Genomic DNA, 16,558 nt, shown 5'->3' with positions numbered 1-16,558 from the left:
CGAAGGACGATCATGGCCAAGCTCCCGAAGACGCCGACAGACGCCGCCGAACGCCCGGCGCGCAAGGCCGGACGCCCCACGTCCGCCAAGCCCCGCCCGCCGCGCCAGCCCGAGCCGAAGCCGGCCGAACCGCAGGACGCGCCGCCGGAAACCGTCGCCGAAGCCGTGCCTGAAGCAGCTTTCCCTGGCGCAGCGCAGGCCGAACTGATCGAAACCCTGTCGATAAATCTGGCCAAGGCGGCCATGATGGCCCAAAGCGCGATTGCAGAAGCCGCCCTGACCCAGGCTGACCGACCCGCCGCCCTGTCGGCTGACCCGTTCAACGTCGCGCCCGCCATGACCTCGGTGATGACCAGCTTGGCGGCCCAACCCGACAAGATGATGCAGGCGCAGGCCGACCTGTTCGGTCGATATATGCAGCTCTGGTCGTCCACGGCGCGTCAGGCGGCGGGCGAAGCTCCCGATCCGGCACCCGTCGATAAGCGGTTCAAGGATCCGGCCTGGTCCGAAAACCCGATGTTCGACATGATGCGGCGGTCCTATCTGCTGACGGCGGACTGGATGAACGGCCTGATCGCGGGGGTGGAGGATGTCGATCCGACGCTGAAACGCCGAGCCCAGTTCTTCACGCGTCTGCTGACCGATGCCTTCTCGCCGTCGAACTTCCTGGCCTCCAACCCCGTGGCTCTGAAAGCCTTGGCGGAAACCAGCGGCGAATCACTGGTGAAGGGGATGCAGAACTTCGCCGCCGATCTGGAACGCGGTGGAGGCTCGCTGCGCATCAGCCAGGCCGACTACGGCAAGTTCGTCGTCGGCGAGAACGTCGCCACCGCGCCGGGTCAGGTCGTCTGGCGCGATGAGTTGTTCGAACTGATCCAGTATGCGCCGACGACCGAGACCCAGCACGAAATCCCGCTGCTGATTTTCCCTCCGTGGATCAACAAATTCTACATCATGGACCTGCAGCCGGCGAACTCGCTGATCCGCTGGCTCTCGGCCCAGGGCTTTACGGTGTTCGTCTGTTCCTGGGTCAATCCGGACAAGGACAAGGCCGGTTTCGGCTTCGACCAGTACCTGGAAAAAGGCATCTATCGCGCGGTCGAGAAGACGCTGGAACAGTCGGGTACGAAACAGTTGAACGCCGTCGGCTACTGCATCGGGGGCACCCTGCTGGGCGCCGGCCTCGCGCACATGGCGGCCAAGGGAGACAAGCGGGTCGCCGCCGCCACCTTCTTCGCCGCCCAGCACGACTTCGCCGAGGCTGGCGACCTTTTGCTCTTCACTGACGAACACTGGATCGCGGAAATCGAGCGTCAGATGGATGCGGCCGGCGGCGTCTTGCCTGGCGCAGCCATGGCCGAGACGTTCAACGCCTTGCGCTCAAACGACCTGATCTGGTCCTTCTTCATCAGCAACTATCTGCTGGGCAAGGATCCGCCGGCCTTCGACCTCCTGTTCTGGAACGCCGACCAGACGCGGATGCCCAAGACGCTGCACTTGGAGTATCTGCGTCAGATGTACGGCGCCAACGCCCTGGCCCAGGGCAGCTTCCAGATTGGCGGTCTGACGGCGAACCTTTCGAAGGTATCAATCCCGCTCTATTTCCAGGCCAGCCGCGAGGATCACATCGCGCCGATGAACTCGGTCTATCGTTCCGCCAAACTGTTTGGCGGCAAGGACGTCACCTTCACCCTGGCCGGGTCGGGCCATATCGCCGGCGTCATCAACGCCCCCGCCGCCAGGAAATATCAGCACTGGACGAACGCCGCCCTGCCCGCGACCCTGGCCGAATGGCAGGCCGACGCGGTAGAGCATCCCGGCAGCTGGTGGGAGCATTGGGCGGCCTGGCTCGGCGAGCGCGCCGGGCCTCAGATCCCCGCCCGCGATCCTGAACAAGGGCCGCTCAAGCCCATCGAGCCGGCGCCCGGCAGCTATGTGAAAGTGAAGTCTTGAACCGTCTCGAACCGAACGTCCTGCTCGCCGTCAGTACTGCGGTGGCGCTGATCTTGCTGCTCATGACGGCCAGCCTATTCGGAGAGCCGGGCAATACGGTCAAATATGTGATCTCGGCCATCATCTGCTCGGTCGCTTTCGTCCTGCTGAACGGTCGGCTGGCGCGGATAATGAAACGGCCCGACGCCCAGCCGCTGATCCATGCCAGCGCACCAGGCACAGCGGTCTGGGCCGGACTGTTTCCGTTGATGGTCATAGGAATGGCGTGCGCGCCGGTGTTCTTTTCCGGCCACGACTATGGGCTGCTGGTCATCATCGCCTCGGTCATCTTCGGTCTGACCGTCGATTCCGCTATTCGGGCGCGGCGCGGCTAGGCTGCGACGAACTTCAGCGCTACGCCGTTGTTGCAGTAGCGCAGGCCGGTCGGACGCGGGCCGTCGTCGAACACATGGCCCTGGTGCGCCAGGCAGCGGGCGCAGTGATATTCCGTGCGTGGGATGCCGATGGCCAGATCACCCTTGCGGCCGATGTTGGCGGCGATCACGTCATAGAAGCTGGGCCAACCTGTGTGGGAATCGAACTTCCACTGCGACCGGAACAGCGGCAGGTCGCAGCCCTTGCAGATGAAGCCTCCGCGCCCGTGCTGGTCGTTCAACGGGCTCGAATAGGGCAGCTCCGTCCCCTCGTGCCGCATGACGCGCCACGAGGCGTCACCGAGCCGCCGTCGCCAGTCGGCATCCGACACGCGGCGATAGGGCGAGGTTGCATATTGCCCGTCCCCCGCCTCGGAGGTTTCGGGAGAACAGGCGGACAGGGCGAGCGCGCCGGCGCTCATCAGAAGGCCCCGGCGATGCACGATCAGGGACTGGGTCATGCCCTTCATACGAAGGGCATGGCGAAATGGTTTCAGCCGTTCAGATCAGGCCGGTCGTCTCGTCCAGTCCCAGCATGATGTTCAGGTTCTGCACCGCCGCGCCTGACGCGCCCTTGCCCAGGTTGTCGAGCAGAGCCACCAAGCGCGCCTGCTCGCCATTGCGGTCGCCGAAAACGTGCAGACGCAGGCGGTTGGTGCCGTTCAGAACTCTCGGGCTCCAGTCCCGACATGGCCTCGGTTTCTTCCAGATCCGCGACCTCGACGAAGCGTTGTCCTTCATAGGCCTCGACTAGTGCGCCATGCAGTCGTTCGACGGATGGCGTTTCCGGCAAGGCGGCCAGATGCAACGGAACCTCGACCAACATGCCCTGACGATAGTTTCCGACCGCCGGGGCGAACAGGACGTCGCGTGTCAGCCCCGTGTGTTTCGTCATCTCCGGCACATGTTTGTGCTTCAACGATAGGCCATAGGCGCGATAGGCGGTCGCCGCCTCAGGCGCCTCGAACTCGGCGATCATCGCCTTGCCGCCTCCGGAATAACCCGACACCGCATTGACCGTGACCGGATAGGTCGCCGGAACCAACCCCGCCTTCACCAGCGGCCGCATCAGCCCGATGAAGCCGGTGGGATAGCAGCCGGGGTTCGAAACGAACGACGACCGCGCGATCAGATCACGCTGACCTGCGTCCATCTCGGGGAAGCCATAGGCCCAGCCTGGCGCGACCCGATAGGCGGTCGAGGCGTCGATCACCTTGACCGACGGGTTCTCGATCATGGCCACAGCTTCGCGCGCCGCATCGTCGGGCAGGCACAGGATCACGGCGTCGGCGCCGTTCAGGGCCTCGCGCCGCGCATCCACGTCGCGACGACGATCGCCCAGCAGGACCAGTTCCAGATCCGGGCGCGCCTCCAGCCGTTCGCGAATCTCCAGCCCCGTGGTGCCGGCCTCGCCGTCGATGAAGATGGTGTGGGTCATGTCAGTTCAAAAATAGAAGCCGACTTGGGAATCTTGCGGTCCAAGAACGGCTCCTGCCTCATACGGCTGGAGATCGGAATGGACGATCACTTGCCGACCGCCCTCGAAAGTCAAAGTCATGGTTAGCTGGTCTGTCTCGACCTTGTGGAGCGGCGTTTCCAGCAAGCGATGGAAGTTGATTGGCCCTTCATCGAACCACTCCCGATCATGGATGGTCCTGACGCCGTCCTCAGAGACATACTCCAACGTGACACCCGCATCGATACGACAGCCATTCGCGAACATGAACGATACGCTCGTCGCGTTGATCACGACTTGGCTGATCGAACAGTCGCCCTCCAGAAGGAAGGCGAGATTCTCGCTCGGAGGGAAGGGCGTCAATGGTGTCTCCAGCCAAAAGAAAAAGGGCGCTCCGGGTCTCCCCGAAGCGCCCCAAATCCAAACCGCGTGAACGCGATTAGCGCTTCGAGAACTGGAAGCTGCGGCGAGCCTTGGCGCGGCCGTACTTCTTGCGCTCGACGACGCGGCTGTCGCGGGTCAGGAAGCCGTGCGGCTTCAGGACCTTGCGCAGTTCCGGTTCGAAGTGCGTCAGGGCGTGCGACAGGCCGTGGCGGATGGCGCCGGCTTGACCCGACAGACCCGAACCTTCGACGGTGCAGATCACGTCATACTGGGTGGCGCGGTCCGAAACGGTCAGCGGCTGGGCGATCATCATGCGCAGCACGGGACGAGCGAAATACTGCTCCTGGTCCTTGCCGTTGACGGTGATCTTGCCGGTGCCCGGCTTGACCCAAACGCGCGCGATGGCGTTCTTGCGTTTGCCGGTCGAATAGGCGCGGCCCTGGGCGTCCAGCTTCTGGACATAGACGGGGGCGTCGTTCTCGACCGAAGAGCTCAGGCCCTTCAGGGCGTCGAAGCCGGTGGCGGCGGTGTCTTGCGTCGCGTCAGTCATGCTCAGGCGCTCCGGGTGTTCTTGGGCGACGCCGACGCGAAGTCGATCGTTTCCGGTTGCTGGGCTTCATGTTCGTGTGCGCCGCCGGCGAACAGACGCAGGTGCGTCATCTGCTTGCGGGCCAGAGGGCTTTCCTTGGGCAGCATGCGCTCGACGGCCTTCTCCAGCACGCGCTCGGGGAAGCGGCCGCCAAGGACCTTCTCGGGGGTCGTCGACTTGACGCCGCCCGGGTGGCCGGTGTGGCGATAATAGACCTTGTCGGTCGACTTCTTGCCGGTGAACACCACCTTGTCGACGTTGGTGACGACGACATAGTCGCCGCAATCGACGTGCGGGGTGTAGTCGCCGCGGTGCTTGCCGCGCAGACGGTTGGCGATGAAGGTCGCGAGACGGCCCACAACGACGCCTTCGGCGTCGATATGGATCCATTTCTTCTCGACCTCGGCCGGCTTCAACGAAGCCGTAGTGCTCTTCAGCATGAGGGGGTTCCTGGAGACGAAAATCGGGTCCGGCCCCCGAGGGAACCGAATGAAGGCGCGCTGATACAGGAGACGATTGGTCGCGTCAACGCGTTCGAATGCGCCGCAATTACTACAAGGTGCTGTTATTATTGATGATTACAAATACGGTATTAAAATACCCGACGCATCGGAACTTTCAGCGTTACGAAATAACGCCTTTCGTCATCAAACCATGACCTTTCCCGGCCATCCGAGGGCCGATCTTCCTTCGGAGCCCTCCTATGATCCTTCACCGTCGCGGCCTGATCGCCTCCAGCGCCGCCTCCGCGTTCGCCGGTCTGGCGCACCACGCCTCCGCCCAGGTCGCCGGAGAAGAAACCTACGTCAATGAGGTTCACGGATACGGCCCGCTGATGCGTGATCCGAACCGCCTGCTCGACCTGCCCGAAGGCTTTTCGTATCAGGTCGTGGCCCAAAGCGGCGACACCATGGACGACGGCCTGTTCGCACCGGGACAGCCCGATGGCATGGCCTGTTTCGCGTTGGAGGGCTCGCGCGTCGCCCTGGTCCTCAATCACGAGCTCAAGGGATCCAGCGGCCTGCACCGCAACCTGGGTCCGGGCGGCCTGCACGAAGAACGGCTGGGCCTGCTGGACGCAAGCAAGGCCTATGATACCTACAAGAATGGCCGCCCCCTGCCAGGGGGGTGCTCCACCATCATCTACGATCTGGCGACCCGCAAGATGGTCAGCCAGCATCTGACCCTGGCCGGGACCTCGACCAACTGCTGCGGCGGCCCGACCCCCTGGGGCAGCTGGCTGACCTGCGAGGAAACGCTGGAGACGCCGGCAGACGCCGACGTGACCAAGAACCACGGCTGGGTGTTCGAGGTGCCGGCGACAGCGACCGGCCCCGTCGATCCTGTTCCGTTGAAGGCCATGGGCCGTTTCGACCATGAGGCCGTCTGCGTCGATCCCCGCACCGGCACGATCTATCTGACGGAAGACGACAACGCCGGCCTTTTCTACCGCTTCATCCCCAATGTCCCGAGCAAGCTGGCCGAGGGCGGCCGGCTTCAGGCCATGGCCTGGAAAGGCGTTCCCGCCGCCGACACCCGTAATCAGGACGTCCGCGCCTGGGCGGTCGGCGACTGGCGCGAGGTCGAATGGATCGACATGGACGACGTTGAATCCCCCAATGGCGACCTGGCCAAGCGCGGCCATGCGGCGGGCGCGGCCCTGGTCGCGCGCGGCGAAGGCGTCTGGTGGGGCGACGACGAGATGTATTTCACCGCCACCTCGGGCGGGCCGATCCGGCGCGGCCAGGTCATGCGACTGGTCCCCGGCCTGAACGGCGCGGCCGACCGTCTGCAGTTGTTCGTCGAAAGCACGGATCTGAAGACGGTGAACATGGCGGACAACATCACCATCGCACCGTGGGGCCACCTGATCCTGTGCGAGGACAACTATTCATCAGATGTCCGCAACCACCTGAAAGGCGTCACGCCAGACGGCAAGGTCTATACGATCGGCCGCAACGTCTTCACCGGCAACTCGGAATTCGCCGGCGCGTGCTTCTCGCCGGACGGCGAGGTGCTGTTCGTCAACATCATGTACCCCGGCATGACCCTGGCGATCAGAGGCCCATGGTCCTCGGTCCGGACATGAAGATGCGGGGCTGAGCGCGCAGCACAAGCCAAAGGTTAGCCGTCGCCACCGCCAGCACGACGGCCGCCCCACCCTGATGCAGTACGCCCAGCCACACCGGCACGGCATGCATCAGGGTGACGATGCCCAGCAGGGCCTGGAACCAGACCACGCCCGCCAAGGTGAAGGCGGCCAGGCCCATCCCTTCTGCCACGCGCCAGCGCCAGGCCTGGAAGGCGTAGATGCTGACGGCGATCAGCAGCCCATAGGCCACCAGCCGGTGATTAAACTGGGTCAGGGCCTGGTCGTGCAGAAATGCGCTCGCACCCAGGCTCCAGTCCGCAGGGGGCAACACCGCCCCGTTCATCAGCGGCCAGTCGGTATAGACCAGCCCCGCGTGACCGCCCGCGACCAAGGCCCCTAGCAGGCACTGGACAAAGACCGCGCCCAGCAGGAAACCCGCGCCGCGCGCCCAACCTGCAGGCGGACGTCCGTGGTCCTCGCCGTTCCACGCCTCAAGCCCGGTCCAGATCAGGGCGGCGAACAGGACGAAGGCCAGGCCCAGGTGGGTCGCCAGCCGCTCTGGCGCGACGCTGACCCGCTCGGACAGGCCGCTGGACACCATCCACCAACCGATCAGCCCCTGCAGACCGCCCAAGGCCAGCAGCACGACGCAGCGCCAGATCAGCCGATCCGGCATTGCCCACTGACGGAACAGCGAACGCGGCGGCGCGATGCGGCACAACAGGAAGAAGACCAGCGGCAGGGCGAATACCGTTCCGACCAGGCGGCCGATAAGCCGGTGCAGCCATTCCCACCAGAAGATGCCCTGAAACTCGCCGAGGCTCATCCCGGCGTTGATCTGGGCGTACTGGGGAATCTGTTTGTATTTCTCGAACGCCTCCGCCCACTGGGCGTTGTTCAGCGGTGGAATCGCGCCCATGATGGGCTTCCACTCGGTTATGGACAGGCCCGAGCCGGTCAGGCGGGTGATGCCGCCGATCACCACCATCAGAAAGACGATCGCCGCCGTGGCGAACAGCCACACGGCGACGGCGCGATTGCGATCTGGATTTCCGAAACGGTTCATTCGACGCCTGACACTGACCCGGATATGCTGTCGCGCTCGACCGTGACCAAAACGCGACCGGGGCGGTATGCCTGCCCTTCGCGACGAGCGCGAGTCGGATTGAGTTAACGGCGCTGACGCCGCAGGAGATCAGGGTTGCAATACGCCGATATCGCCGCCGCCATTGCAGGCGGCCTGCTGCTGGCCTGGATCGCTGACCTTATGACGGGGCGTCGCGGCTTCGGCGGCACCAGCCTGGTGTCCGGCGTTGGCCTGGCCTGTGGCTGGTTTCTGGCTGTCCGCGTGTTCGCGGTCAGTACGATGGACAGCTGGGTCTGGGTTCCCTGGGCCCTGGTCGGCTCGGCCTTCTGCCTGGTCGCCTTCTTCCTGTTTCGGAACAAGCGCTGATGCCCCCTCGCCTGCGTCGGTTCGTCGCCGCAATCGGGGTGCTGGCCTTCCTGGTCTTCTGGATCTGGGGCCTTATTGCCCTGCGCGGGCTGCTGCCCTCGTCGCAGTGGATCGACTTCCTGTTTTTCGGCATCGGCGGCACCGCCTGGGGCCTTCCGCTCATTCCGCTGCTGAAGTGGGCCGAGAGAGGTTAGGTCCAGAAACGGCGATGGGGCCGCCCGCAAGGACGACCCCACCATCATCATTCTTTTGCAAGAATGGTCGGAGCGACAGGATTCGAACCTGCGACCCCTTGACCCCCAGTCAAGTGCGCTACCAGGCTGCGCCACGCTCCGAAGGCGCTCCCTATAGACGGGGGTTTCGCGCCCTGCAAACGCTAAAACGACTTTTCCACCTACCGTGAAAGAACGGCGTCCAGACGGGCCTTCGCCTGCTCCAGATCGGCCAGAACCTGATGCAAATTCGAGGTTTCGAGGCGAACGGCGTCGGATGTCGCAGTGCTGATCGCGACATCGCCGTCCTCGATCAGAGCGGCAGCCTCGGCGCCGATCAGCTTTTTCAGCCCCTGTTCCTTGTGCAGCCGCTGAACGCCGCGAATCGTCAGGCCGTCATCGTGCAGCAATCGCTTCACCGCCTTGAGCATGGCGATGTCCTGAGGGCGATAGAATCGCCGACCGCCCGCCCGTTTGACCGGCGTCACGAAGACGAACTTGGTCTCCCAGAAGCGCAGCACATGCTGGGGCGCGCCGACCTCTTCGGCCGCTTCGGAAATGGTGCGAAAGGCGTCGGCGCTCTTGGCCACGCGCGTCAGTCCTCGACGACGGCGTCGTGAACCCGGCTTTTCATGATCTGCGAGGCGCGGAAGCTGATGACTCGGCGCGGATTGATCGCCGCCGGTTCGCCCGTCTTGGGATTGCGGCCCATGCGGGCGCGTTTCTCGCGGACCTGAAAGACGCCGAATCCGGAGAGTTTCACCGTCTCGCCGCGCTCAAGGGATTCGACGATCAATTCCAGGGTGCGCTCCACAAGGCTGGAGCACTCCTGGCGCGACAGCCCCACCTCATTGTGTACGGCTTCGCACAGGTCGGCACGGGTTACGGTCTGCTGGCCTGCCATCGTATCCCCGCTAGCTGCGTCCAATGACGGAATAGGGCCGCAAAGGCCCCGAAAAATCAATGCCTATGGGGCGATTAAAGTCGCAGCGCGCAGGCGCCCCAAGTCAGGCCGCCGCCCATGGCTTCCAGCAGGACCATGTCGCCCTTCTTGATTCGACCGTCCTGGATCGCAGCGTCCAACGCCAGCGGAATGGAGGCGGCCGAAGTGTTCGCATGGGTCGCCACGGTCGAGATCACCTTGTTCTCGTCCAGACCCAGCCGGTCGCCTACGCCCTTGATGATGCGCTGATTGGCTTGGTGGGGCACGAACCAGTCCACGTCCGCGATCTCGATGTTCGCGGCGGCGCAGGCGGCGGTGATGCCCTCGGCGATGTTCACCACGGCATGGCGGAACACCTGGTTGCCCGCCATCCGCAGATGGCCGACGGTTCCGGTCGTCGCCGGCCCGCCGTCGACGTAGAGTAGATCAGTTTTGGAGCCGTCGGCGCGCAACGCGAAGCCCAGCATGCCCTGATCGTCGGACGTCCCCTGCCCTTCGCGCTGTTCCAGCACCACGGCGCCGGCGCCGTCGCCGAACAGGACGCAGGTGGTCCGGTCGGTCCAGTCCATCAGCTTCGTCATTTCCTCGGCCCCGATCACCAGGGCGCATTTCGATAGGCCACGGGCCACGAAACCGTCGGCGACGCTCAAGGCATAGACGAAGCCCGAACAGACAGCCTGAACGTCGAAGGCGATACCGACGCCGGCGCCCAACTTGGCCTGAACGATCGCCGCGACAGCCGGGAAGGTCATGTCCGGCGTGGTGGTGGCCACGATGATCAGATCGACATCCGTCGCCGCCTTGCCCGCGTCGGCCAGCGCCTTCTTGGCGGCCTCGACCGCCAGATCACTGGTTGGCTGGTCGTCGCGCGCCTTGTGGCGTTGCTTGATGCCTGTGCGCTCCTGGATCCATTCGTCCGACGTGTCGACGAATTTGGCCAGATCGGCGTTGGTGACGATCTGCTCCGGCAGATAGGAGCCTACGCCGGTCACAGCGCTGCGGGTGACGCTCACTGAAGGGGTTCTCCCACGGATACGGCAGGCTTGGCGGTATGATCGAACACCGCGTCCAGCTTGCCCAGGTTGTCCCCCACCTTGCTCATATAGTCACTGCGGGCCAGATCGACAGCGATGCGGATCGCATTGCCGAACCCCTTGGCGTCGGCGCCGCCGTGGCTCTTCACGACGATGCCGTTCAGGCCCAGAAGAGGCCCGCCGTTGATGGTGCTGGGGTCGATCTTCTGGCGCATCTTCTTCAACGCCGGCATGGCGATGACGGCGCCCAGCTTGGATTGCAGGTTCGAGGTCAGGGCCTCTTTTAAAAGGGCCGAGATATAGCGCGCCGTGCCCTCGGCGGTTTTCAGCGCGATATTGCCGGTGAAGCCGTCGGTGACGACCACGTCGACCGTGCCCTTGGCGATGTCGTCGCCCTCGACGAAGCCGTGGTAGTTCAGGTCAAACGGACCGTCGCGCAAGATGGCGTGCGCCTCCTTGACCTGTTCGTTGCCCTTCATGTCTTCCGAACCCACGTTCAGCAGGCCGATGGTCGGGCGGGCGATGCCGCGCACCGCGGACTGAAAGGCCTCGCCCATGATGGCGAATTCGACCAGTTGCTCGGCGTCGCTGCCGATATTGGCGCCCACGTCCAGAACCGCAGTATGCCCCTTGAAGGTGGGCCAGCTGGCGACGATGGCCGGCCGCTCAAGGCCCGGCGCGGACATGCGCAGAATCAGTTTCGATATCGCCATCAGGGCGCCGGTGTTGCCGGCCGAGACGACGCCGCCCGCTTGGCCCGTCTTCACCGCATCGATGGCATTCCACAGGCTGGAGCCCTTGCCGCGCCGCATGGCCTGGGCCGGCTTTTCGTCCATGGCCACGACCTTGTCGGTGTGACGGATTTCGCAGATGTCCGCCGTCAGGCCGCAGCGCGCCAGTTCGGGCGCGATCTTGGCCTCGTCGCCATGCAGCAGGAAACGAACGCCATCGCCGTCATGGGCGCGGATGTAGCTGCGGATGCCGGGAACGACGACGGATGGCCCGTGATCGCCGCCCATGGCGTCAAGCGAGATCGTAACTGGGGCTGGCAAATGGACCTCGTTTGGCCGCGTCGTCTTGTCGCGCGACGCTTGGCAGTATGCGCTGAACGATAGCGCCGAAGCCGGGGGATGCAACCACCCGGCCCCTGCGTCAACCTCAGCCTTTATCGTCCTGAGATTTAAGCGCCTTCAAGGCGGCGAAGGGTGAAATCTCGCCCGGCTCCTCCGGTTGCACGAATTCCGCGCCCGGCTTGCGTGGAAAAGGATCCAACGACAGCAGCAGTTGTTCGACGGCGTACTGACCCAGGTCGATCTTGCCGTCCTCGATCACGTCGGCGTCTTCCTCGTCCAGCGTGACCTCGATCTCTTCGGTCTCCTGAGGCTTGGCCTGGACCAGCTGGATCGAAAAGCGGCGATCCACATCGACGGGCAAAGGCTCCAGCGTCAGGCCGCAGGACTGAATGGCATGGGCCGTGATACGACCCTTCAGGGTCCACTCGCTGGTGGAGGGGGTCGGCTTCACGTCGAAATCCACCACGAAATCGTCGAGACCCTGAAGGTCCAATGCACGGGCGATTCGCTTGCACGTGTCTGCGTCCGGTTCGAGCTTCCGGTTCAATCCGGCCCCGATCTGATTGACCCGCACCGTCTCGCTGTAGGGGAGCATTACGCTCATATCTCTCAAACTTCCGCCCATGCCGGCGACGCCAGCACCTTGTTGAAATCCTGCGCCGCCAGGGCCGCGCGTGTCATCAGCGCATAGCGCGCCAATGTGTCCGCATGAGGCGCCTGCGGTTCCGCATAGACGTTCTTCGCCACTGCCTCGGCCAGGGCGTCCGCATCGTCGGCGCGCAAAGGCTGCTCATAGGCGTTCATCCGGCCATACAGGGCCTCGCCCAGCTTGCGCATCTTCTTGCCGACGGCGACATCGCCCACGCCTTCCTCGCGCAGGGCATGGTCCAGCGCTGAGACATAGACGTCGAACACCGCCTGGCCCGCATCCTGGCCCTGGGCCGTATTCTCGTCACGCAGCCGCAGCACCAGCAGCAGCACATGCAGCGTATAGAGCTCGAATCGGGCGTCGATGCGGTCGGCGATCCCCAGCCGCGTGTAGAAGGCCGGATTGCGCGCCTGGCTGACAGCCTTGCCGTACAGATCGTCGCCAATACGGACGCCGGCCCGGGGTTTGAACAGGTTTTTGAGCATGGGTTTCAACGGCCCCTTTTCCGCCGTGCCGTTGAACTAGGACGCAGGTCCGTCTAGGTCAAAGACCTTGTTCTCTCGCAGGCGCCCGACCATGTCCCGTTTCGTCCCGCTTTTCGTCGCCGTTTCGCTGGCCGGCCTGTCTGCCGCCTGTGCTCCGACCATCGGCTCCAACGGCTTCCAGGCCATCGACGCCAAGCCGCAGGACGTGGTCGCCGGCACCGACACCAAGGAAACTGTCTTGGCCAAGTTGGGCTCGCCCTCGACGACCTCGACCTTCGAGCCTGATCAGGTCTGGTACTACATCAGCCAGACGACCGAGAAATACACCTACAACCTGCCCAAGGTTTCCACCCGCACGGTGACGGAGATCACCTTCGTGCCGCAGGGCGACCAGGTCGCGTCGGTTCGCACCCTTGGCCTGACGGACGGCGAGCAGATCGCCATGAACCGCAACGAGACCCCGACCCGCGGCCGCGAGCTGACGGTGCTGGAACAGCTGCTGGGCAACGTCGGTCGCGGCCAACTGCCCCGCACCGAAGACGACACGCCCGGCCAGCGCCGCCCCGACTAAGGCGGCCCTTCCCGCTCAGACAAAGACGCCCCGGAGATCGCTCTCCGGGGCGTTTTCGTATCGGTAGTCTTACAGTCTAGCCGATATTGCCGCTCGCCAGCACCGCCAGCAGAAGCAGTGCGACGATGTTGGTGATCTTGATCATCGGGTTCACCGCCGGACCTGATGTGTCCTTGTAGGGATCGCCCACGGTATCGCCGGTCACGGCCGCCTTGTGCGCTTCCGAACCCTTGCCGTGGACGACGCCGTTCTTGTCGGTGAAGCCTTCCTCTATCACCTTCTTGGCGTTGTCCCAGGCGCCGCCGCCCGAGGTCATGGAGATGGCGACGAACAGGCCGGTGACGATCACGCCCATCAGCATGGCGCCGAGGGATGCGAAGGCGTTGGCCTTGTCGGAGATCGCCATCACGGCCACGAACAGCACAATGGGCGACAGCACCGGCAACAGCGACGGCACGATCATCTCGCGGATCGCCGCCTTGGTAAGGATGTCGACCGCCCGGCCGTATTCCGGCTTCACCTCATAGGTCATGATCCCGGGGTTCTCGCGGAACTGACGCCGCACCTCGGCCACCACGGCCTCGGCCGCCCGCCCGACCGCCATCATCGACATCCCGCCGAACAGGAAGGGCAGCAGCCCCCCGAACAGCAGACCGACGACGACGTAGGGATTGGTCAGATCGAATGCGATCGGCCCCATATCAGCGAAGAACGGATAGTCCGCAGGGTTGGCCGAGAAATACTGCAGGTCCGACGTATAGGCCGCGAACAGCACCAGCGCGCCCAGACCGGCCGAACCGATGGCGTATCCCTTGGTCACCGCCTTGGTGGTGTTGCCCACGGCGTCCAAGGCATCTGTCGAATGACGCACGTCGCTGGGCAGGCCCGCCATTTCGGCGATGCCGCCAGCGTTGTCCGTGACCGGCCCGAACGCGTCCAGCGCCACGATCATCCCCGCCACGCCCAGCATTGTGGTGGTGGCGATGGCGATGCCGAACAGGCCCGCCAGTTGGAAGCTGGCGACGATGCCGACGATGATCGTCAAGGCCGGAAGCGCGGTGGATTCCAACGACACCGCCAGCCCCTGGATCACATTGGTGCCGTGTCCAGACACCGAGGCGTTGGCCACCGACTGCACGGGCCTGAAGTTCGAGCCGGTGTAGTATTCGGTCACCACCACGATCGCCGCCGTCACCGCCAGCCCGACCATGCCGGACCAAAACAGCGCCATCGGCTGGATCTCCAGACCGCTGGCCGTCACGATCGGCCCCGTCACCATCTGGTCGATCACCCACCACACCGCGCCGATCGACAGGACGCCGGTCACGATCAGGCCCTGATACAGCGCCCCCATGATGTTCTGGCTCTTGCCGAGGCGCACGAAGAAGCTGCCGACGATAGAGGTGATGATGCACACCGCACAGATCGCCAGCGGCAGGACCATCATCACGTCGACATAGGGCTGTCCCCGGAAGAAGATCGCGGCCAGCACCATGGTCGCGACGGTCGTCACCGCATAGGTCTCGAACAGGTCGGCCGCCATGCCGGCGCAGTCGCCGACATTGTCGCCGACATTGTCAGCGATGGTCGCGGCGTTGCGAGGATCGTCCTCGGGAATGCCCGCCTCGACCTTGCCCACCATGTCGCCGCCCACGTCAGCGCCCTTGGTGAAGATGCCGCCGCCCAACCGCGCGAAGATCGAGATCAGCGAAGCGCCGAAGCCCAGCGCCACCAGCCCGTCGATCACCTCTCGGCTGGTCGAGGCCAGCCCCAGATGATGGGTCAGCACGATATAGTAGCCGGATACACCGATCAGGGCCCCGCCCGCCACGAACATGCCGGTGATCGCGCCCGAGCGGAACGCCAAGTTCAGCCCCTTGGACAGGCTTTCGGACGCCGCCTGAGCCGTGCGCACATTGGCCCGCACCGAGATCAGCATACCCGCATAACCGGCCGCGCCCGACAGGACAGCGCCGATCAGGAAGCCGATGGCGGCGTAAACGCCGATCAGGAAATAGGCGGCGATCAGGATCACGATCCCGACCATGCCGATGGTCAGATATTGCCGCTTCAGATAGGCGGAGGCGCCTTCCTGAATTGCGGCGGCGATCTCTCGCATCTTGTCGTTGCCGGTGCTCGCCTTCATCAGCACGGCGGTCTGAGCGGCGCCATAAAGCACCGCCAGCACACCGGCCGCGAAGACCAGCGTAAGTGAGTTCGTCATTGGCGTTTCCATGCCCCTTGCAAACAGGCGCGCAGGCCTTGGCGCGGTCGGGCGTTATCGCCTCTGTCCGCCTTCCGGTCCCCCCGCACGCGGCGAACGCGTCAGTGCGTTCTTTGGGATTTGCATGCCGACGGTGTCACGGCGGAAGCGTCGATGCAACGCCGCTGGTTTTCGGGCGCCCGAACGGCAAGCATGACGTGGCACAACCCCCATAAGCATAGCTCGCCATTGTGGATCGGCCTTGATTATGAGACCCTCGGTCGTTCCAATGGAGGGTTCAATGACGTTCGGCATGATAATTCTTATTGGCATGCTGGCGATGCAGCAGGCTCCAGCGCTGCCAGCACCCACATCGCCGCAAGCCGCACCTTCCACGCAAGCTGCCCCTCAGCGTCCGCGGCGCATCTGTGAATCTCGCGCGCCCACCGGCCGTCGGTTGGAGCAACGCGTCTGCTATACGCCGGAACAGTACGCCGCCATGGTTGAGGCCAAACGAAAAGAAGCAGAGGAACTGCAGGCGCGCGGCAACATCCAGAACGACGCCAAAGCCGCTGGCGGTTAACGCGTCGTCGGCATTCCCGTGCGGCGGCGCGGGCTTTGAGACACGACTTCGACCCCAGTTATCGAGCCACGCCCAGAGATCGCGTTCGCGGCCGCCACAACTGCGGCGGACAGCGCCTGTTCGTTCAGCCGGGTCCAATTCCCCGCAACGGTGAACGGGGTCCGATGCGCAGCCTTGACCAGGGCGTCGCGGAAAAAGGCTTCCTTGGGCCGCATCTGCTCGACCGTCTTGCCTCGCCCCAGCTGAAGGCGCAGAGCCACGAAGACGTAGTTCCGCAATCGACCGCCCTCAATCACCGGTAGGCCGAGGCCGGCGATACACAGGGCAGCGGGTGCGGCGGGCGCGTCGCTGCTGCTCGACGCGGTTGCGGATGTGGCGGCCGCCCCGGCGAGAGCGGCGGTTCCGGCGGCGATCAGAGAGCGACGGTTCATTCTTCGCTTATGACGCAAGGCCGTTAGGATTCCC

The 16,558-nt window shown here is 64.4% G+C and carries 20 protein-coding genes, 1 tRNA gene and 1 pseudogene; 7 read left to right on the top strand and 15 right to left on the bottom strand.

All coding sequences use genetic code 11. The features are described 5' to 3' along the window. Positions 1-12: 12 nt before the first annotated feature. Both phaC and ACZZZD_RS02835 read left to right on the top strand, forming a co-directional pair. A complete protein-coding gene (gene phaC / locus ACZZZD_RS02840; protein ID WP_463432472.1) occupies positions 13-1,953 on the top strand; it encodes a class I poly(R)-hydroxyalkanoic acid synthase in 1,941 nt (646 codons plus the stop codon). Continuing rightward, entirely contained in the window at positions 1,950-2,327 is a 378-nt protein-coding gene (locus ACZZZD_RS02835; RefSeq protein ID WP_463432470.1) for a hypothetical protein, read from the top strand. Before phaC ends, ACZZZD_RS02835 begins: the two co-directional genes overlap by 4 nt. Here the strand turns inward: ACZZZD_RS02835 and msrB are convergent. The 5 genes and pseudogenes from msrB to rplM form a co-directional block, all read right to left on the bottom strand. Beyond that, positions 2,324-2,827, bottom strand: coding sequence for a peptide-methionine (R)-S-oxide reductase MsrB (msrB, locus tag ACZZZD_RS02830; protein WP_463432468.1), 504 nt, complete (start codon positions 2,825-2,827; stop codon positions 2,324-2,326). The two genes, ACZZZD_RS02835 and msrB, sit on opposite strands and share 4 nt — an antisense overlap. A gap of 40 nt (positions 2,828-2,867) precedes the next feature. Continuing rightward, positions 2,868-3,804: pseudogene (gene argC, locus ACZZZD_RS02825) on the bottom strand (N-acetyl-gamma-glutamyl-phosphate reductase). A 6-nt stretch (positions 3,805-3,810) separates the two neighbouring features. Then, positions 3,811-4,185 (bottom strand): hypothetical protein, encoded by a 375-nt coding sequence (locus ACZZZD_RS02820; protein WP_463432466.1) that lies wholly within the window; start codon positions 4,183-4,185, stop codon positions 3,811-3,813. Between the two features lie 76 nt (positions 4,186-4,261). After that, entirely contained in the window at positions 4,262-4,756 is a 495-nt protein-coding gene (gene rpsI / locus ACZZZD_RS02815; RefSeq protein ID WP_135195973.1) for a 30S ribosomal protein S9, read from the bottom strand. A gap of 2 nt (positions 4,757-4,758) precedes the next feature. Continuing rightward, complete coding sequence (gene rplM / locus ACZZZD_RS02810; RefSeq protein ID WP_159851782.1) at positions 4,759-5,232, bottom strand: 50S ribosomal protein L13; 474 nt, start codon at positions 5,230-5,232, stop codon at positions 4,759-4,761. Between the two features lie 266 nt (positions 5,233-5,498). Between rplM and ACZZZD_RS02805 the strand changes: the two genes are divergently transcribed. After that, positions 5,499-6,884 (top strand): alkaline phosphatase PhoX, encoded by a 1,386-nt coding sequence (locus ACZZZD_RS02805; protein WP_463432463.1) that lies wholly within the window; start codon positions 5,499-5,501, stop codon positions 6,882-6,884. Here the strand turns inward: ACZZZD_RS02805 and ACZZZD_RS02800 are convergent. Beyond that, positions 6,853-7,953 (bottom strand): COX15/CtaA family protein, encoded by a 1,101-nt coding sequence (locus tag ACZZZD_RS02800; protein ID WP_463432461.1) that lies wholly within the window; start codon positions 7,951-7,953, stop codon positions 6,853-6,855. The two genes, ACZZZD_RS02805 and ACZZZD_RS02800, sit on opposite strands and share 32 nt — an antisense overlap. A gap of 135 nt (positions 7,954-8,088) precedes the next feature. Between ACZZZD_RS02800 and ACZZZD_RS02795 the strand changes: the two genes are divergently transcribed. Together ACZZZD_RS02795 and ACZZZD_RS02790 are read left to right on the top strand one after the other, a co-directional pair. Then, positions 8,089-8,340 carry a transglycosylase gene (locus ACZZZD_RS02795; protein WP_463432459.1) on the top strand — a complete coding sequence of 84 codons (252 nt, stop codon included), beginning with the start codon at positions 8,089-8,091 and terminating at the stop codon, positions 8,338-8,340. Continuing rightward, on the top strand, positions 8,340-8,534 hold the full coding sequence (locus ACZZZD_RS02790) for a DUF2842 domain-containing protein (RefSeq protein WP_463432457.1): 195 nt from the start codon (positions 8,340-8,342) through the stop codon (positions 8,532-8,534). Before ACZZZD_RS02795 ends, ACZZZD_RS02790 begins: the two co-directional genes overlap by 1 nt. 64 nt (positions 8,535-8,598) lie before the next feature. On the opposite strand, the gene ACZZZD_RS02785 is transcribed toward ACZZZD_RS02790, so the two are convergent. From ACZZZD_RS02785 to ACZZZD_RS02755, 7 genes are all read right to left on the bottom strand, one after another. Then, positions 8,599-8,675: transfer RNA gene (locus ACZZZD_RS02785), tRNA-Pro, on the bottom strand. Positions 8,676-8,734: 59 nt separating this feature from the next. Then, complete coding sequence (locus ACZZZD_RS02780) at positions 8,735-9,142, bottom strand: MerR family transcriptional regulator (RefSeq protein ID WP_463432455.1); 408 nt, start codon at positions 9,140-9,142, stop codon at positions 8,735-8,737. Between the two features lie 5 nt (positions 9,143-9,147). Continuing rightward, entirely contained in the window at positions 9,148-9,456 is a 309-nt protein-coding gene (locus ACZZZD_RS02775; protein ID WP_135196090.1) for an integration host factor subunit alpha, read from the bottom strand. A gap of 74 nt (positions 9,457-9,530) precedes the next feature. Continuing rightward, a complete protein-coding gene (locus ACZZZD_RS02770) occupies positions 9,531-10,508 on the bottom strand; it encodes a beta-ketoacyl-ACP synthase III (RefSeq protein WP_463432453.1) in 978 nt (325 codons plus the stop codon). After that, positions 10,505-11,548, bottom strand: coding sequence for a phosphate acyltransferase PlsX (gene plsX, locus ACZZZD_RS02765; RefSeq protein WP_463436060.1), 1,044 nt, complete (start codon positions 11,546-11,548; stop codon positions 10,505-10,507). Before plsX ends, ACZZZD_RS02770 begins: the two co-directional genes overlap by 4 nt. A gap of 139 nt (positions 11,549-11,687) precedes the next feature. Continuing rightward, complete coding sequence (locus ACZZZD_RS02760) at positions 11,688-12,206, bottom strand: YceD family protein (RefSeq protein WP_463432451.1); 519 nt, start codon at positions 12,204-12,206, stop codon at positions 11,688-11,690. 5 nt (positions 12,207-12,211) lie between these two features. After that, positions 12,212-12,736 carry a ubiquinol-cytochrome C chaperone family protein gene (locus ACZZZD_RS02755; RefSeq protein ID WP_463432449.1) on the bottom strand — a complete coding sequence of 175 codons (525 nt, stop codon included), beginning with the start codon at positions 12,734-12,736 and terminating at the stop codon, positions 12,212-12,214. A 91-nt stretch (positions 12,737-12,827) separates the two neighbouring features. Here ACZZZD_RS02755 and ACZZZD_RS02750 point away from each other — a divergent pair, with 91 nt between their 5' ends. Further along, a complete protein-coding gene (locus ACZZZD_RS02750) occupies positions 12,828-13,307 on the top strand; it encodes an outer membrane protein assembly factor BamE (RefSeq protein WP_017503908.1) in 480 nt (159 codons plus the stop codon). A 76-nt stretch (positions 13,308-13,383) separates the two neighbouring features. On the opposite strand, the gene ACZZZD_RS02745 is transcribed toward ACZZZD_RS02750, so the two are convergent. Beyond that, the gene (locus tag ACZZZD_RS02745) at positions 13,384-15,531 is read right to left on the bottom strand and encodes a sodium-translocating pyrophosphatase (protein WP_463432445.1); all 2,148 of its coding nucleotides are present in this window, start codon (positions 15,529-15,531) and stop codon (positions 13,384-13,386) included. A 280-nt stretch (positions 15,532-15,811) separates the two neighbouring features. Here ACZZZD_RS02745 and ACZZZD_RS02740 point away from each other — a divergent pair, with 280 nt between their 5' ends. Next, positions 15,812-16,093, top strand: a complete 282-nt coding sequence (locus ACZZZD_RS02740) for a hypothetical protein (protein WP_463432443.1) — start codon at positions 15,812-15,814, stop codon at positions 16,091-16,093. Here ACZZZD_RS02740 and ACZZZD_RS02735 read toward each other — a convergent pair. Beyond that, the gene (locus ACZZZD_RS02735) at positions 16,090-16,524 is read right to left on the bottom strand and encodes a hypothetical protein (protein ID WP_463432441.1); all 435 of its coding nucleotides are present in this window, start codon (positions 16,522-16,524) and stop codon (positions 16,090-16,092) included. The genes ACZZZD_RS02740 and ACZZZD_RS02735 overlap by 4 nt on opposite strands. Positions 16,525-16,558 lie beyond the last annotated feature (34 nt).

The organism is Brevundimonas sp. AC546, assembly GCF_979258305.1.
Note: the sequence above shows the minus strand (reverse complement) of the source record. Positions and strands in the feature narration are given on the sequence as shown.

Bases quoted from the DNA above. Each gene is read 5' to 3' on its own strand.
- ACZZZD_RS02760 (WP_463432451.1), bottom strand. From the start codon at position 12,206: ATGAGCGTAATGCTCCCCTACAGCGAGACGGTGCGGGTCAATCAGATC.
- ACZZZD_RS02740 (WP_463432443.1), top strand. From the start codon at position 15,812: ATGACGTTCGGCATGATAATTCTTATTGGCATGCTGGCGATGCAGCAG.
- ACZZZD_RS02755 (WP_463432449.1), bottom strand. From the start codon at position 12,736: ATGCTCAAAAACCTGTTCAAACCCCGGGCCGGCGTCCGTATTGGCGAC.
- ACZZZD_RS02750 (WP_017503908.1), top strand. From the start codon at position 12,828: ATGTCCCGTTTCGTCCCGCTTTTCGTCGCCGTTTCGCTGGCCGGCCTG.
- ACZZZD_RS02805 (WP_463432463.1), top strand. From the start codon at position 5,499: ATGATCCTTCACCGTCGCGGCCTGATCGCCTCCAGCGCCGCCTCCGCG.
- ACZZZD_RS02800 (WP_463432461.1), bottom strand. From the start codon at position 7,953: ATGAACCGTTTCGGAAATCCAGATCGCAATCGCGCCGTCGCCGTGTGG.
- msrB (WP_463432468.1), bottom strand. From the start codon at position 2,827: ATGACCCAGTCCCTGATCGTGCATCGCCGGGGCCTTCTGATGAGCGCC.
- rpsI (WP_135195973.1), bottom strand. From the start codon at position 4,756: ATGACTGACGCGACGCAAGACACCGCCGCCACCGGCTTCGACGCCCTG.
- ACZZZD_RS02775 (WP_135196090.1), bottom strand. From the start codon at position 9,456: ATGGCAGGCCAGCAGACCGTAACCCGTGCCGACCTGTGCGAAGCCGTA.
- ACZZZD_RS02790 (WP_463432457.1), top strand. From the start codon at position 8,340: ATGCCCCCTCGCCTGCGTCGGTTCGTCGCCGCAATCGGGGTGCTGGCC.
- plsX (WP_463436060.1), bottom strand. From the start codon at position 11,548: ATGGGCGGCGATCACGGGCCATCCGTCGTCGTTCCCGGCATCCGCAGC.
- phaC (WP_463432472.1), top strand. From the start codon at position 13: ATGGCCAAGCTCCCGAAGACGCCGACAGACGCCGCCGAACGCCCGGCG.
- ACZZZD_RS02745 (WP_463432445.1), bottom strand. From the start codon at position 15,531: ATGACGAACTCACTTACGCTGGTCTTCGCGGCCGGTGTGCTGGCGGTG.
- ACZZZD_RS02735 (WP_463432441.1), bottom strand. From the start codon at position 16,524: ATGAACCGTCGCTCTCTGATCGCCGCCGGAACCGCCGCTCTCGCCGGG.